Annotated in this window: 11 protein-coding genes and 1 pseudogene; 5 read left to right on the top strand and 7 right to left on the bottom strand. The window is 37.3% G+C overall.

What is annotated here, in order from left to right; genetic code table 11:
• Window positions 1-56 precede the first annotated feature (56 nt).
• The 4 genes from GUB10_RS06065 to GUB10_RS06050 form a co-directional block, all read right to left on the bottom strand.
• Window positions 57-515 (bottom strand): peroxiredoxin, encoded by a 459-nt coding sequence (locus tag GUB10_RS06065; RefSeq protein ID WP_193710527.1) that lies wholly within the window; start codon window positions 513-515, stop codon window positions 57-59.
• Complete coding sequence (locus tag GUB10_RS06060; protein WP_193710526.1) at window positions 516-926, bottom strand: 6-carboxytetrahydropterin synthase; 411 nt, start codon at window positions 924-926, stop codon at window positions 516-518.
• The gene (gene idi / locus GUB10_RS06055; protein WP_193710525.1) at window positions 926-1,441 is read right to left on the bottom strand and encodes an isopentenyl-diphosphate Delta-isomerase; all 516 of its coding nucleotides are present in this window, start codon (window positions 1,439-1,441) and stop codon (window positions 926-928) included. Before idi ends, GUB10_RS06060 begins: the two co-directional genes overlap by 1 nt.
• Before the next feature lie 108 nt (window positions 1,442-1,549).
• Window positions 1,550-3,148: an OmpA family protein gene (locus GUB10_RS06050; protein WP_193710524.1), complete on the bottom strand. Its 1,599-nt coding sequence runs from the start codon at window positions 3,146-3,148 to the stop codon at window positions 1,550-1,552.
• Window positions 3,149-3,428: 280 nt separating this feature from the next.
• Between GUB10_RS06050 and GUB10_RS06045 the strand changes: the two genes are divergently transcribed.
• Both GUB10_RS06045 and GUB10_RS06040 read left to right on the top strand, forming a co-directional pair.
• Window positions 3,429-5,018 (top strand): peptide chain release factor 3, encoded by a 1,590-nt coding sequence (locus GUB10_RS06045; RefSeq protein ID WP_193710523.1) that lies wholly within the window; start codon window positions 3,429-3,431, stop codon window positions 5,016-5,018.
• A 102-nt stretch (window positions 5,019-5,120) separates the two neighbouring features.
• A complete protein-coding gene (locus tag GUB10_RS06040) occupies window positions 5,121-6,491 on the top strand; it encodes a sodium:alanine symporter family protein (protein WP_193710522.1) in 1,371 nt (456 codons plus the stop codon).
• Between the two features lie 7 nt (window positions 6,492-6,498).
• On the opposite strand, the gene GUB10_RS06035 is transcribed toward GUB10_RS06040, so the two are convergent.
• Entirely contained in the window at window positions 6,499-8,076 is a 1,578-nt protein-coding gene (locus tag GUB10_RS06035) for a Ppx/GppA phosphatase family protein (protein ID WP_193710521.1), read from the bottom strand.
• A gap of 76 nt (window positions 8,077-8,152) precedes the next feature.
• On the opposite strand from GUB10_RS06035, the pseudogene GUB10_RS15940 reads away from it, so the two are divergent.
• From GUB10_RS15940 to GUB10_RS06025, 3 genes and pseudogenes are all read left to right on the top strand, one after another.
• Window positions 8,153-8,296, top strand: a pseudogene (locus GUB10_RS15940) (IS110 family transposase); the annotation flags it as partial.
• A 277-nt stretch (window positions 8,297-8,573) separates the two neighbouring features.
• Window positions 8,574-9,620 (top strand): ComEC/Rec2 family competence protein, encoded by a 1,047-nt coding sequence (locus GUB10_RS06030; RefSeq protein WP_193710520.1) that lies wholly within the window; start codon window positions 8,574-8,576, stop codon window positions 9,618-9,620.
• 2 nt (window positions 9,621-9,622) lie between these two features.
• Complete coding sequence (locus GUB10_RS06025; RefSeq protein ID WP_193710519.1) at window positions 9,623-10,333, top strand: hypothetical protein; 711 nt, start codon at window positions 9,623-9,625, stop codon at window positions 10,331-10,333.
• A gap of 374 nt (window positions 10,334-10,707) precedes the next feature.
• Here GUB10_RS06025 and GUB10_RS06020 read toward each other — a convergent pair whose 3' ends face one another.
• The gene (locus tag GUB10_RS06020) at window positions 10,708-11,025 is read right to left on the bottom strand and encodes a DUF3467 domain-containing protein (RefSeq protein WP_193710518.1); all 318 of its coding nucleotides are present in this window, start codon (window positions 11,023-11,025) and stop codon (window positions 10,708-10,710) included.
• Between the two features lie 154 nt (window positions 11,026-11,179).
• Window positions 11,180-15,481: a DNA-directed RNA polymerase subunit beta' gene (rpoC, locus tag GUB10_RS06015; protein WP_193710517.1), complete on the bottom strand. Its 4,302-nt coding sequence runs from the start codon at window positions 15,479-15,481 to the stop codon at window positions 11,180-11,182.
• Window positions 15,482-15,548 lie beyond the last annotated feature (67 nt).

Here is a 15,548-nt window from a genome sequence, read left to right as displayed (position 1 = left end):
AATTTCGGCTGCGAATTTAGTATATTTTTCGATACAAATAACCAGGGAATCAAAAATTATTTTCCCTGAATTTTCTTTAGAGAGTTAAGTGCTTCGGGAATGTGCTGTGAAGCCCCCATGCTATTAAACCTATGAATTAACTTTTTCTCTTTATCAAATACAAAAGTTTCACGCCCCGGGAGTAAACCAAGTAAACCCGGTTTTACACCAAAAGCCTTTCTTGCCCTTTTTTCCTTGTCTGAAAGCAAAACAAAAGGAAGCTTATATTTTGAAGCAAATTTTTTATGGGAGTTTTCATTATCGGTACTTATACCTACAACCTCAGCCCCCAAATCCTGAAATTCCTGATAATGGTCTCTAAAACTACATGCTTCTTTAGTACAGCCCGGAGTAAAATCTTTGGGATAAAAAAATACAACCAGTGCCGTATTTTCCAATCTCGAAAAATGATAGTTCTCTCCTTCCTGATCTTTTAAAGTTAATCGGGGTAATTTATCGCCAAGTTTTAGTGCCATTTATTCTCCTTTATAGGTTACATAATTTCTGGGGGTTTCGTAAAGCGTTATTTCCAGATCTAGCTCAGGCTTCAATCGTTTTCTGATCTTGTTCCAAATTATCACGGCTATATTTTCAGCTGTAGGGTTTAGTTCATCAAACGGCTTAACTTCTTTATTTAAGTTCTTATGGTCAAAAGGCACTTCCACCTCTTCGTAAATAAGATCTTTAAGTCGTTTTAAATCCATTACAAAACCCGTTTCCTTATCTATTTCACCGGTAACCTTTACAATTAAATCGTAATTATGCCCGTGATAATGAGGATTGCTGCATTTCCCAAAAACTTTCAGGTTTTTCTCATCGCTCCAATCTTTTCGATAAAGCCTATGTGCCGCATTAAAGTGAGCTTTTCTATGTACACTTAACCTCATTATTTAATACTTGAATAATATTTGTCGAAAATAATCTTAAACCATTCGGTATAAAGTTCCGGATTTGTCTTCATATCAGATTTTATTTCATCGAGACTCATCCATTTCCAGCTAGCTACTTCATCTGGATTGGGTTTAGGATCATTTTCATAGTTTCCAATCAGGATATAATCGAATTCATGTTCTGTAAGCCCATTATCAAAAGGAGCTTTATAAATAAAGTTCATAACCTCCTTCAACTCGGTACTAAAGCCCATTTCTTCCTGAAGTCTTCTTTTTCCGGCAGCTACATTACTTTCTCCCTCGCGTTGGTGACTACAGCAGGTATTGGTCCATAAACCCGGAGAATGATATTTATCCAGGGCGCGCTGTTGAATCATCAACTCACCTTTTTTGTTAAAAATGAAAACCGAAAATGCCAGGTGCAACAAGGCTTTTTCGTGTGCTTCAATCTTTTCCATCAAGCCAATTTGCTCGCCTTTCTCGTTAACTAATACTACGTTATCTGTTCCCATGTTTTTCTTTGAATGCCAAATGTACGAAATGAAGTTTGGCTTTTACAAGTCCACATTTCCTAAAATTATGTTGCAATTTTAATTCTCAAATAGGATTATAAAAAACCACTAAAATCCTTTTCGGGAATATACATCACAATTTATACTTAGAATGAATTCTGACCTTCTATTTTTTCTGTGCTCCGCTTCATTACATTCGGTATTATTCCCACAGTGATTAAGCAATGCCGTTTCGCCATAGCCTCTTCCCGAAATACGTGAACCCGAGATGCCTTTTTCAATTAAATATTGAATAGTAGCCTTCACCCTTTTTTCCGAAAGTTGGAGGTTATAAACATCATTCGCCCGGCTATCGGTATGGGATCTTATATCTAACAAAAGTGCCGGATGATCCTTCATGAAATCAGCAATACTATCCAGGGCCGGTTTATCAGCAAGCCTAATTTCAGCTTTATCCAAATCAAAATGAATGGGGTTTAGCTTTAATGCTGTAATAAGATCGTCACCAACCTTAGTATCCAATATTGGCACACCTTTACTATTTTTAAATTCCAAGGCGTTTTCCCTTCTTTTCACCTCTGCTGCATAAAAACTCCAATTAAAAAAGGCTCGTATAGCAGCAATATTTTCGGGATTTTCACCATATATACTATGCCCGGCCTGATACATTACCAATCCATTTTTAGGGTTCCCATATGCGTGTCCGTAGGCAGTAATTACCGCTGTATCTTCAGAAATCTCAGGAATATCAGGAGCATCGGCATCTATTACAATTTTCTTTGTTTCTTTACGCCATCTGTTTATTTTTTTGGGCAAAAAGATTCTTTCTGAACCATTTAGATGTGCTTTATCGGGACTACCCATATATTGTGCCACCGGGTCTGCTGGGAATAAGTTTTGAAAGGGTGGAGTTCCATGGCTATGCTTCCTATATGGAATCAACCCGGCACTTTGAGCTCCGGGAAAACCGGCGCTTAAAAAGTTCAGCTGAATAAATGCTGTACTGTCATTATCTTCTGTTTTTATATTGCCCGTAAGATTTTCCAGGATACTTACAGCGTGGCACCCAGCCCAAATTGCGCCTTTATATTTTCTGTTCCAAACATAAAGATTCTTATGAGAATGAAATCGCGGATCAGCGTGGGGCATCACAAAAATATCATCACAAACACCCAGGTCTTTCGGTGTTTTCCAATTTCGGCTATCATTCCCACCATAAGCTTGTTCAGGAATATTGGCAGCCTTAAAGAAAGGTACAGCAATATAACCGTTTTCCCTATCTAAAGTCCATTGTGGGGCCATAGATAAACTGGTAAAAACCGGAGCCTGAATGTCCTCTTCCAAATATATGCCAATACCCCCTTTCTCTTCCCAGGCAGTAATTAATTTCTTTACATCTTTTGTTATATAGGAGACCGGAATAATAAATGTACCTCCTTTAAAGCTTTCATCCCTATAGTTAAAGTCTACACCGTCTTTTAACTTGCCTGGACTAATAACCCATTTTACTTCAAGTTTTTGATTTTTCAACAAAGTATAGAGTAACCCATAGGCTTGCAAAGAGTTTTCGGCAGTTTGTGGGATAACTCCCATATTAATAACATAGCTCCCCTTTGCTAATTGCTGCCTGGTAGATTGCCCATAAAAATTCAAACTCACTAAAAAAATGACCAAAAAAACCATTATTATTTTCAAAAAATGCCCCATAATGTAAAATTAATGAATGTTTTCAAAGCCGGAAGCTTTTAATGTTTTTTTGATGCCCATCCGGAAATATTTTATAAAACCACCATTTAAATTATCCCTACTTTTCCTTAAAATAATAGTACTTTTGCGGCGCTTAAGTATTTGGAGGCAAATTACCCCGAGGCAGGTCTCGGAGCATTAAATTTCAATGATCGCGTAAACTCCGGTAATTAACAATTATCACAGCGGCTTCTTCATTTTTACCTTGTAGTAGAAGGAGAATCCATTAATATTTTTACAGATGAAGAGTTTTCAAAAAGAATTAAATCGAAGAAGAACCTTTGGAATTATTTCCCACCCCGATGCCGGTAAAACCACGCTTACCGAGAAGTTACTCCTTTTTGGAGGTGCTATACAGGAGGCCGGGGCGGTAAAATCTAATAAGATAAAAAAAGGTGCTACCAGTGACTTTATGGAAATTGAACGCCAGAGAGGTATCTCGGTTGCGACTTCGGTTTTAGCTTTTGAATATAGAGATATAAAAATCAATATCCTGGATACCCCGGGACACAAAGATTTTGCTGAAGACACCTTTAGAACTTTAACAGCTGTAGATAGCGTGATTGTGGTTATAGATGTTGCCAAAGGTGTGGAGGAACAAACTGAAAAATTAGTGGAAGTTTGTAGAATGCGAAGCATCCCCATGATTGTTTTTATCAATAAATTGGATAGAGAAGGAAAAGATGCTTTTGAATTACTTGATGAAATTGAACAAAAATTAAATCTTACCGTTACACCTTTAAGCTACCCTATTGGAATGGGGTACGACTTTAAAGGAATCTATAATATTTGGGAGAAAAATGTAAACCTTTTTACCGGAGATCCTAAAAAGGATATTGAAGATACTATTGAAATTTCTGATTTAAATTCTGGCGAATTGGATGACCTAATTGGAAATAGCGCGGCAAACAATTTAAGGGATGAACTTGAACTTGCCCAGGGTGTATATCCTGAATTTAATAAAGATGCATACCTGGAAGGCCGCCTACAACCCGTATTTTTTGGTTCGGCATTAAACAATTTTGGAGTTAGGGAATTACTGGATTGCTTTATTAATATTGCCCCTACCCCAAGATCTAAAGAAAGTGAAGAGCGCCTGGTAAAACCCGATGAAGATAAATTTACCGGTTTTGTATTTAAAATTCACGCCAACATGGATCCCAAACACCGCGATAGATTAGCGTTTATAAAAATTGTTTCGGGTAAATTTGAGCGAAATAAAGCCTATTTACATGTTCGACAAAATAAAAATCTAAAATTCTCCAGTCCAAATGCCTTTTTCGCAGAAAAGAAAGAAATTGTTGATGTTTCTTATCCCGGCGATATTGTTGGACTACACGACACGGGAAACTTTAAAATTGGAGATACACTTACTGAAGGAGAAAAGCTTAATTATAGAGGAATCCCCAGCTTCTCACCAGAACATTTTAGGTATATAAACAATGCCGATCCTATGAAGTCTAAACAGCTGGCTAAAGGGATTGACCAGTTGATGGATGAAGGGGTTGCGCAGCTTTTTACGCTTGAGTTAAACGGAAGAAAAATTATAGGAACCGTAGGAGCCCTTCAGTTTGAAGTTATTCAATATAGGTTAGAACACGAATATGGCGCCAAATGTACCTACGAAAACCTAAACGTTTATAAAGCAACCTGGATAGAAGCCGAAGATGAAAAAAGCGACGAATTTAAAGATTTTAAAAGGCTAAAATCAAAATTTCTGGCAAAAGATAAGAAGGGACAATTAGTGTTTTTGGCAGATTCTCAATTTTCGCTGCAAATGACTCGCGATAAATATCCGTCTATTAAATTTCATTTCACCTCTGAATTTTAAATAACTGATTTACAAAAACTAACACAAAACTCTCAAGAAACATTTTAAAGGGCTGTGTTAGATAGGACTTAATTTCATATATTTTGGCCGTAATCAAGCTTTATGGATGCATTAGACGAACTCATCTCCCAATTCGCAGCGGCAGTTTGGGGACTTCCCCTGGTAATTTTATTAATTGGCGGCGGATTTTACTTGCTTATTTTATCTAATTTTCTTCCGTTTAGATATTTAGGGCATTCATTAGATCTACTTAGAGGAAAATATAACAACCCTAATGATCCTGGGGAAATAAATCATTTTCAATCACTTTCTACCGCTCTCTCCTCTACCGTGGGAATGGGAAATATTGCCGGTGTGGCTGTAGCAATAGCTCTTGGAGGACCCGGTGCAATTTTTTGGCTATGGGTAAGCGCAGTAGTTGGTATGGCTACCAAATTTTTCACCAATACCCTGGCGGTTATGTACCGAGGCAAAGACACCCAAGGAAATATACAAGGTGGGGTTATGTATTTTATTGAAGAAGGCCTCGGTAAAAAGTGGAAGTTTTTGGCCATCTTTTTTAGTGTAGCAGGACTTATTGGGGCACTCCCGGTCTTTAATGTAAACCAACTTACCGAAGCTATAAATTACATTCTTTTAGAACCCAATAATATCCCTACGGGTTTTAAAACAAACCTTATAATAGGTTTTATCCTGGTTATTCTTACTTCGGTAGTTATTCTTGGCGGGTTGCAACGAATAAGTAAAACCGTTTCCAAATTGGTTCCGTCTATGGTGGCACTTTATTTTATTTCGGTAATTATTATTTTGATTGTGAACTATGATGTAGTCCCCTATTATTTTTCATCCATATTTACAGATGCTTTTGCTGCCGAAAATTATAGAGGAGAACCTATGTTAGGTGGTATGCTGGGTGGTTTGATTATTTTAGGAATAAGAAGAGGTGCTTTTTCTAATGAAGCCGGAATAGGAACCGCAACAATGGCACACGGAGCAAGTAAAACTTCTGAACCTGTTAGAGAAGGATTGGTAGCTATGTTGGGGCCTGCCATAGATACTCTAGTAGTATGTACCTTAACCGCGCTTTGCATTCTGGTAACAGGTATATGGCAAACCTCAGATGAGAATGGAGTGAGCCTAACAGCAGCGGCTTTTGAAGACTCTATCCCTTATGTTGGAGATTATCTTTTATTGCTTTGTATCTCGGCATTTAGTATTTCGTCTCTATTTTCTTTTTCTTACTACGGAACAAAATGTCTCTCCTATTTGGCCGGTGCCGAAAACAAACATTATTACAACTATTTCTACATTGCCAGTATTCTTGTTGGGGCCACTACTTCTTTAAGTATGATGATTAACCTAATTGATAGCTTTTTTGCCTTTATGGCCATTCCAACCATGATTTCCACCTTAATTCTTGCACCGCGTGTGATGAAGGCAGCCAGGATTTATTTTAAAAAATATAAAGACTAATTTATTTTCAATCTTCCAAAACCTGAAAAATCTTAAGTTTCTTACCGGTAAGTTTCTCCAGCAAGCTGCCCTTTCTTAAAGCACCCCATATTTCAAGTTCGGGGTCGCTATGGGTAGTAATTAAAAGCTCTATAGTTTCTTTTTTATTATTTATTTCAAGCTTGTGTACATTTTGATAATGGCTACGATCTAAACCATCGGCAAGCCTTAAAATTGCCGAAAGCTTTTTAACCCTTTTTCGTAGCTTTTTACTTAATTGTTTATATGGCTTATGCCGCTTATGTGGCGTAGACTTTCTATGATACCTGCTCACATTGGCCATAATATTAATCTCATCTTCTTTAAAACCCAGTAAGTCTGAATATTTAATGAGATATAAAGCGTGTTTATGGTGCTTTCTATAGGAAATATAATAACCAATATCATGCATTAAACTGGCATATTCCAGTAATTCCCTATCAGATTCCTTTAACTCCAATTCTTCCTTAAAAACATCAAACAGTTGTAATGAGAAATTAGCAACATGCCGGGAATGTGCTTCAATCCAGTTGGTTTTTCTAAGTAATTCGTAAACACTTCTACGTCTTGGATCTTTAAAATTGGCGACAAGATCCAGGTTAAGTTGGTCTTTTTTGGTTTCAATAAAATTTAAGATCATTCCTTCACGAAGTGCAGCTTCAGAAATTTTAATATTTTCAACCCCTAATTTTTCAATAAGAAATTGCACCAAAATCATCCCGGCATTAATAATATCTATCCTCTTTTCTTCAAGGCCATTTTCTTTTTTACGCTGTTTTCTATCAAGTTTTATAAAATCTGAATACAATTCCTGAAAGTTCTTTGCCGTAAATTCAAGTTCGTTTAGACTCCTCTCGGCAGTTAAAGATGACCTGCCGGCAACCATTTGACCAATATTTTCCATAGTTCCTGAAGAGCCTATAATAGTTTTCACTTTATGCTTTTTGGCCAACTTCAATATTTCAGGTAGCTCTTTTTTATAATGATCCTGAAGCTTTTTAATATCATATTCTTCAATAGGATCTGATTCTATAAACTCGGCAGTCATCCTGGCAACCCCCAATTTTAAACTATTGTAATAATTAAATTCGTTATGGTTCCCAATAATAAATTCTACACTTCCACCGCCTATATCTATCATAAGCACCGGCTCTTTAGTTAAAGCAATACTGTGTTTTATGGCCAGACCAATCATTTCAGCTTCCATTTTTCCAGAAATGGCCCGTACCCTAATTCCAATTTGCTCTCCTACTTCTTTAATAAAATCACCTCCATTTTCGGCCTCCCGAATAGCACTGGTAGCATAGGCAAGAATATTTTCTACTTTATAGCTATCACATAAGAATTTAATTCGTTTAAGAGCCTCCAATCCTCTGTTTACGGCTTCGTCACTCAATCTATCTTCCAGACCTTTTTCGGCCAGGCTAACCATCTCTTTAAGCTTATTAACCGTTCGAAAACTTCCATCGGGATAGATATCTACCAAAACTGCGTGAAAAGAGTTGGTGCCAAGGTCTATGGCGGCTATTCGTTTAGTGGGCTGGGAAGTGAAAGCTTTTTTCTCCATTTTTAAGGAATATATAAGCTTAAATTTATAAAATATATTAAACTTTTAAACAGTTGGATTTTAAGGGGAGGTTACAGAGGTCTACGAGCGAATAATAGCCAAGGGAAAGAGCAAGAAACTGGCATTGATTGCAGTCTGTAATAAACTTCTTAAACAAGCTTTTGCGATCGCGAAATCAAGCCTGCCTTATAATGAAAATTTTGTAGCAAAAATGGGATAGTTTACTTGGAAGTTAGCTCAGTTCTTTGTTGCACCCAGTTTTATTATGACAATTTTAGTAAAAAAACGACAGAATTTCTTAACTGCCAGGTGTAAAAAATGACATTATGACATTTTATTTGCAGTTTTAACAGAAATTATTCGATAGATGATAATGGCATTGTTTTTCCAAAAAGCTTTCGGGACAAGTTACAAGATCTTGTTCATGTAGTTTCGCAATTCCGTTTAAAAGTCCACTAACGGTTTTGAGTTTAATAATTAGTGGACATTTAAGTATTATGGGAGAACAAATACAAGTTGATTTTTTACCGGTGGAAAGCGGAGAAAAGAGTGGAGATGCTATCGCTTTACGTTATGGAAACTTTTCAGACCGTTCGTTGTTTAAGGTGGTCGTTATTGATGGTGGAACCATGGATTCTGGATCGAGATTAGTTGAACACATTAAGGAATATTATAAAACAGAACATGTTGATTTAGTAATATGTACACATCCAGATGCTGATCACGCATCAGGTCTGAGAGAGGTTATGAATAATTGTACTGTTGGTGAGTTATGGATTCATAAACCATGGGAACATTCTGAAGCTATCCGTGAATTATTTCACGATGGAAGAATTACTACCAATAGTTTGAGCGATCGTCTCAAAGAAGCATATAATTATGCTCATCAATTGGTGGAAATCGCTGAAGAAAAAGGTATAGATATTCGCGAACCATTTGCTGAAAGGGAGTCTGAAGATGGCGTCTTAACAGTTTTAGGCCCAAGTACTGATTATTATCGAGAATTGTTACCTGAATTTGCTAGAAGTCCACAGGCGAAAACTATACAGGAACGATTATATAGTAATCGAATTGAAAAGGCTATTAATTGGATCGATGAGAACTTACAAATTGAAACATTGAGCGAAGATGGAGTGACCTCGGCTGAGAATCGCTCTAGCGCAGTAGTTTTATTTGAATTTGGAGGCAAAAAAATTCTTTTTACTGGAGACGCCGGAATTGATTCGATGAAAAATGTACTAGATTTTTCCAAAGAAAATTTTATAGATATATCGAGGGTAGATGTTTTTCAAATTCCACATCATGGTAGTAAAAGAAATATATCACCATCTGTTTTAGACGCGATAAAATGTGAATACGCATATGCCTCTGCCTCCAAAGAAGCTCGTAAACATCCAGCTAAAAAAGTAACAAATGCCTTGAAGAGAAGAGATGCAAAAGTTTATACGACCGAAGGCGTCTGTTTAGGATATCATAATAATGCTCCGCGAGACGGGTGGTTTCCTGCCGCAGAAGTTCCTTTTTATAATCAAGTAGAAGAATAAATATGGATAGATATAATATTACTGCCCGAGTTTACCCAATGATTCTTTTCTATCTTCCACTGAGTGTACTCATTATTTTTTTGGCTTGGGATTTCGAGAAGTATTATCAGTTTGGGATCCCAGCAGGATTGATAGGTTTGCTTACTTATTTAACTGCACAACTCGGACGTGACTCCGGGAAGAAAAAAGAGCCAGCACTTTGGTCCGGTTGGGGCGGAGCTCCAACTACGCAATTGTTTAGGTGGCGGAATAATGTAATCGACAAGCATACTAAAAAGCGTAATCACGAGAAAATGCAAAATCTGTGTCCTGTTGAATTTGAGTTGAATCAGAACTTTGAAAGAGATAACCCAAAAGAAGCTGATGAAGTTTATACATCTTGGAGTAAATTCTTGATTGGCAATACCAGGGATACAAAAAAGTTTTCTTTATTATTTAAGGAGAATATAGCTTATGGTTTTAGAAGAAACTTATGGGGGCTTAAGCTATACGCTGTTATTTTAATAATACTTCTAATGATAGCCTGCTATTTTTATTTTGTATTTCTATCGGGAAAGTATAACATTCTGCATTTTCCAGGTGTATTTTGGGTAGCCGAATCTTTCCTATCATTTTTTCTTTTGTTTTGGTTGATTATAGTAAGGAAATCGTGGGTTTCGGTTGCGGCCTATTCATATGCTGAGAGATTGCACGAAGCTTTAAATAGATTATGAAAAATTGCTCCGGTAGAGATATCGGAGTGATTACATTTATAGCTCGATTTTCGTATAAAATTGTGTACAACTCTTTATATCCTTCACAATATACTGATATAACTAAAAAATAAATGGAGATTAACCGGGGTTTTACTTTTCTTTTTTCATGAATACTTTTAAAAATCACCAAAGTGATGTTTGTCCTGAAGTCAATAAAAAAGAGGTTGTCTGACAAGGTTTTAAAACCGTCATCTTGAATTTATTTCAAAGCCTGCCCCGATTCTTTATCGGGGATCTAACTGTTGCTAATTAAAAACATGTTAGAAGCTGAAACAAGTTCAGCTTGACGAGAATAGACTTTTTAGACAGCCTCTTTTAGTAAATTGAATTTTTTAAGCCTGGCCGGTAGGACCAAAATTTAAAGGCATTGGTGCCTTTTCACAATCTCTAATTTCGCCGTGAGCTTTTTCAAAGCGATGTACATTATCGCCTAGAGCTTTTAATAAGCGCTTTGCATGCTGTGGCGTTAAAATAATTCTTGATTTCACCTTACTTTTAGGCTTCCCGGGCATAATGTTTACAAAATCTACCACAAACTCTGAAACTGAATGATTGATGATTGCTAAATTAGAATAAGTTCCTTCTGCTACTGTTTCATCCAATTCTATATTTATTTGACCTTTTTTAGGTTTCTTACTTTCTTCACTCATAGTATTAATTTGAATTTTATTTAAAAGGTTCCGGCGAAAACACCGGAGCACTTGCTTTATCGCATATATAAAAATACAAAAAATCCCGACTTTAGATCGGGATTCCTCATCTTATAAAAAGAAAAGAGCCGCAATTGCGGCTCTTTTACTGGTATTAGTTATAGTTAACTTCTTGCTTGTGTTCCATCATTTCGTCAAATTCTTCTTTAGAACCAACGATAATGCTATCGTACTTACGCATACCTGTACCTGCAGGGATTCTATGTCCTACAATTACATTTTCTTTTAATCCTTCAAGTTTATCGATCTTACCGCTTACAGCTGCTTCGTTCAATACTTTGGTAGTTTCCTGGAAGGAAGCCGCCGAGATAAACGATTTTGTTTGTAGCGATGCTCGAGTAATACCCTGAAGAACCGGTGTAGCGGTTGCAGCAGTTACATCTCTAGCAGTGGCCAGGTTTTTATCTTCGCGTCGTAACAAAGAGTTCTCATCTCTAAGCTCTCTTGGTGAAACGATTTGACCCGGTTTTAAGTTTTCTGAATCCCCGGCGTCTTCTACCACTTTCATTCCGAATACTTTATCGTTCTCCTCGATGAAATCTGATTTATGAACAAGCTGGTTTTCAAGGAAAATAGTATCTCCCGGATCCTGAATTCTAACCTTACGCATCATCTGTCTAACAACAACCTCAAAGTGCTTATCGTTAATTTTCACACCCTGTAGTCGGTAAACTTCCTGAACTTCGTTTACAAGATATTGCTGTACTGCATTTGGCCCTTTGATATTAAGAATATCTTCTGGAGTAACAGAACCATCAGAAAGTGGCATACCTGCACGAACATAATCGTTTTCCTGAACAAGGATCTGGTTAGATAACTTCACCAAGTATTTCTTAACCTCTCCAAGTTTAGATTCAACGATAATTTCACGGTTACCTCTCTTAATTTTTCCGAAGGAAACAACACCATCAATCTCACTTACTACAGCAGGGTTAGATGGGTTACGAGCTTCAAACAACTCGGTTACCCTTGGAAGACCACCGGTAATATCACCTGCTTTAGATGATTTACGAGGAATCTTAACCAAAATCTTACCAACGCCAATTTTCTCTTCGTTGTCTACCATAAGGTGAGCCCCTACAGGAAGGTTATAAGAACGAATTACTTCGTCTTTTTTACCTAAAATATGTAAAGTTGGAATAAGTTTTTTGTTACGGGATTCAGAAATTACTTTCTCCTGGAATCCTGTTTGCTCATCAATTTCAACCTGGTAGGTAACACCCTGCTCAACGTTTTCATATTTAATTTTACCGGCGAATTCTGAAATAATAACACCGTTATATGGATCCCATTGGCAAATCACATCACCTTTAGATACTTTAGCACGGTTATCAATAAAGATTTGAGAACCGTATGGAATGTTATTGTTGCTCAATACCACTCCGGTTTTTTCATCCTTAATTTTAAGTTCGGCAGTTCTTGAAATCACAATCTCAGCCTGGCTTCCGTCGGGAGCTTCTCCTTTTACAACTTTAAGGTCTTCAATTTCGGCAATACCGGCAAATTTAGCCTCAAGTTTATTATCTTCTGAAATGTTACCGGCAATACCTCCCACGTGGAAAGTACGTAGGGTTAACTGTGTACCGGGCTCTCCAATAGATTGCGCAGCAACCACACCTACAGCTTCTCCTCTTTGTACCAATTTGTTGGTAGAAAGGTTTCGTCCGTAACAATTTACACAAATTCCTTTTTTAGCCTCACAGGTTAATGGAGATCTTACCTCTACACTCTCAATTGGTGCATCTTCAATCTTACTAACAATTTCAGAAGTAATTTCTTCACCTGAAGCGACTAAAAGTTCGTTATTTGAAGGGTTTATAACATCGTGAAGAGAAATACGTCCTAAAATACGTTCTCCAAGCGATTCTACAATTTCTTCATTTTTCTTAAGTGGCTTAACTTCTACTCCTCTTAAAGTTCCACAGTCTTCCTCATTTACAATAACATCTTGCGAAACGTCTACCAGCCTACGGGTTAGATAACCTGCATCGGCAGTTTTAAGTGCGGTATCGGCAAGACCTTTACGTGCACCGTGAGTAGAGATAAAGTATTCAAGAATTGAAAGACCTTCTTTAAAGTTAGAAAGAATTGGGTTTTCAATAATTTCACCACCACCAGAGTTAGATTTCTTAGGCTTGGCCATAAGACCACGCATACCGGTAAGCTGACGAATCTGTTCTTTAGATCCACGAGCACCAGAGTCAAGCATCATAAACACAGAGTTGAAACCTTGCTTATCTTCACGAATACGTTTCATAGCCAACTCGGTTAGACCGGCATTGGTAGATGTCCAGATATCAATTACCTGGTTATAACGCTCGTTATTGGTGATAAGACCCATATTATAGTTTCCTACAATACCTTCAACCTGTTCATTGGCTTCATCAATCATGGTTTGTTTCTCAGCAGGGATAATAATATCACCTAAACTAAAGGAAAGTCCACCACGGAAAGCGTATCCATATCCCATTTCCTTAATTGCATCAAGGAATTCTCCGGTTTCAGGAACACTTGTTTTAGCCAATACTTCACCAATTATATCCCTAAGGTTTTTCTTGGTAAGTACAGTATTTACAAAGCCTACCTTTTCTGGCACCGCCTGGTTAAACAGTACTCTACCAACGGTAGTTTCTATAATTTGGTAAGTTAATTCACCTACTTCGTTAAAATCTTTCGCACGAATTTTAATTTCGGCATTAAGATCTACTCTTTTCTGATTGTAAGCAATTACTACTTCTTCATCAGAATAAAAAGTAAGACCTTCACCCTTCACCTTAACCTCGTCTGTAGATTTTCTAGACTTGGTCATATAATAAAGACCAAGAATCATATCCTGAGACGGTACTGTAATTGGCGAACCATTTGCCGGGTTAAGAATATTGTTAGAAGCAAGCATTAATAACTGAGCTTCTAGAATAGCCTCAGGCCCTAACGGTAAATGCACCGCCATCTGGTCACCATCAAAATCGGCATTAAATGCCGTACAGGCTAATGGGTGTAATTGTATCGCTTTACCTTCAATAAGTTTTGGCTGGAAAGCCTGAATACCTAAACGGTGTAGCGTAGGAGCACGGTTAAGTAATACTGGGTGTCCTTTAAGAACGTTCTCAAGGATATCCCAAACTACCGGCTCTTTTTTATCTATAATTTTCTTGGCAGATTTTACTGTTTTTACAATTCCTCTTTCAATTAGTTTTCTAATTACAAAAGGTTTGTAAAGCTCGGCCGCCATATTTTTTGGAAGACCACATTCGTGCATTTTCAACTCAGGTCCAACAACAATTACCGAACGTGCAGAGTAATCTACACGCTTACCAAGTAAGTTTTGACGGAAACGTCCCTGTTTACCTTTAAGCGAATCTGAAAGCGATTTTAACGGACGGTTAGAGTCTGTTTTTACCGCTGAAGATTTTCTGGTATTGTCGAACAATGAATCTACAGATTCCTGAAGCATACGTTTTTCGTTACGTAAAATCACTTCAGGAGCTTTGATCTCCATTAATCTTTTTAGACGGTTGTTACGAATAATCACCCTTCTATAAAGATCATTTAAATCTGAAGTCGCGAAACGTCCACCATCAAGAGGTACAAGAGGTCGTAATTCTGGTGGAATTACAGGAACCACTTTCATAATCATCCATTCCGGAAGGTTCTCGCGATTGTTATTGGCATCACGGAAAGCTTCTACAACCTGAAGACGCTTAAGCGCTTCGGTTTTACGTTGCTTTGAAGTTTCGTTATTAGCCTTGTGTCTTAACTCGTAAGAAAGTTCGTTAAGATCTATTCTTCTTAATATTTCAATAAGACATTCGGCCCCCATTTTAGCGATAAACTTATTGGGGTCGTTATCTTCTAAATACATATTTTCCTGCGGAAGGCTATCCAAAACATTTAGATACTCTTCTTCAGTAAGGAAATCCATTTTCTTTAATGCTTCTCCTTCTTCATTCTTAGCGATACCCGGTTGAATTACTACATAACGTTCGTAGTAAATAATCATATCTAATTTCTTAGACGGAAGACCAAGCAAGTATCCAATTTTATTTGGTAAAGAACGGAAATACCAGATATGTGCTACAGGAACTACCAAATTAATGTGCCCAACACGGTCTCTACGTACTTGTTTTTCGGTTACCTCTACCCCACAACGGTCACAAACAATTCCTTTGTAACGTATTCTTTTATATTTACCGCAGGCACATTCGTAATCCTTTACAGGACCAAAAATACGCTCACAAAACAAACCATCACGTTCAGGTTTGTGCGTACGATAATTGATAGTTTCCGGTTTAAGAACTTCACCACGAGATTCTGCGAGGATAGATTCCGGGGAAGCCAAACCGATAGAGATTTTATCAAATCTCTTTACTGTATTCTTATCATTATTTCTAGCCATAATAACTGCTGCTATAATTATTGTGAAAAATCTGTTTGACGGGGCGCCTAAACGCCCCTTTATAAAC

This window comes from Salegentibacter sp. BLCTC (assembly GCF_015143665.1).
Lineage (GTDB): Bacteria > Bacteroidota > Bacteroidia > Flavobacteriales > Flavobacteriaceae > Salegentibacter > Salegentibacter maritimus.
This window is presented reverse-complemented; position numbering and strand designations above follow the sequence as displayed.

Excerpts from the sequence above, each read along its gene's own strand:
- GUB10_RS06065 (WP_193710527.1), bottom strand. The coding sequence starts at position 515 with ATGGCACTAAAACTTGGCGATAAATTACCCCGATTAACTTTAAAAGAT.
- GUB10_RS06060 (WP_193710526.1), bottom strand. The coding sequence starts at position 926 with ATGAGGTTAAGTGTACATAGAAAAGCTCACTTTAATGCGGCACATAGG.
- idi (WP_193710525.1), bottom strand. The coding sequence starts at position 1,441 with ATGGGAACAGATAACGTAGTATTAGTTAACGAGAAAGGCGAGCAAATT.
- GUB10_RS06050 (WP_193710524.1), bottom strand. The coding sequence starts at position 3,148 with ATGGGGCATTTTTTGAAAATAATAATGGTTTTTTTGGTCATTTTTTTA.
- GUB10_RS06045 (WP_193710523.1), top strand. The coding sequence starts at position 3,429 with ATGAAGAGTTTTCAAAAAGAATTAAATCGAAGAAGAACCTTTGGAATT.
- GUB10_RS06040 (WP_193710522.1), top strand. The coding sequence starts at position 5,121 with ATGGATGCATTAGACGAACTCATCTCCCAATTCGCAGCGGCAGTTTGG.
- GUB10_RS06035 (WP_193710521.1), bottom strand. The coding sequence starts at position 8,076 with ATGGAGAAAAAAGCTTTCACTTCCCAGCCCACTAAACGAATAGCCGCC.
- GUB10_RS06030 (WP_193710520.1), top strand. The coding sequence starts at position 8,574 with ATGGGAGAACAAATACAAGTTGATTTTTTACCGGTGGAAAGCGGAGAA.
- GUB10_RS06025 (WP_193710519.1), top strand. The coding sequence starts at position 9,623 with ATGGATAGATATAATATTACTGCCCGAGTTTACCCAATGATTCTTTTC.
- GUB10_RS06020 (WP_193710518.1), bottom strand. The coding sequence starts at position 11,025 with ATGAGTGAAGAAAGTAAGAAACCTAAAAAAGGTCAAATAAATATAGAA.
- rpoC (WP_193710517.1), bottom strand. The coding sequence starts at position 15,481 with ATGGCTAGAAATAATGATAAGAATACAGTAAAGAGATTTGATAAAATC.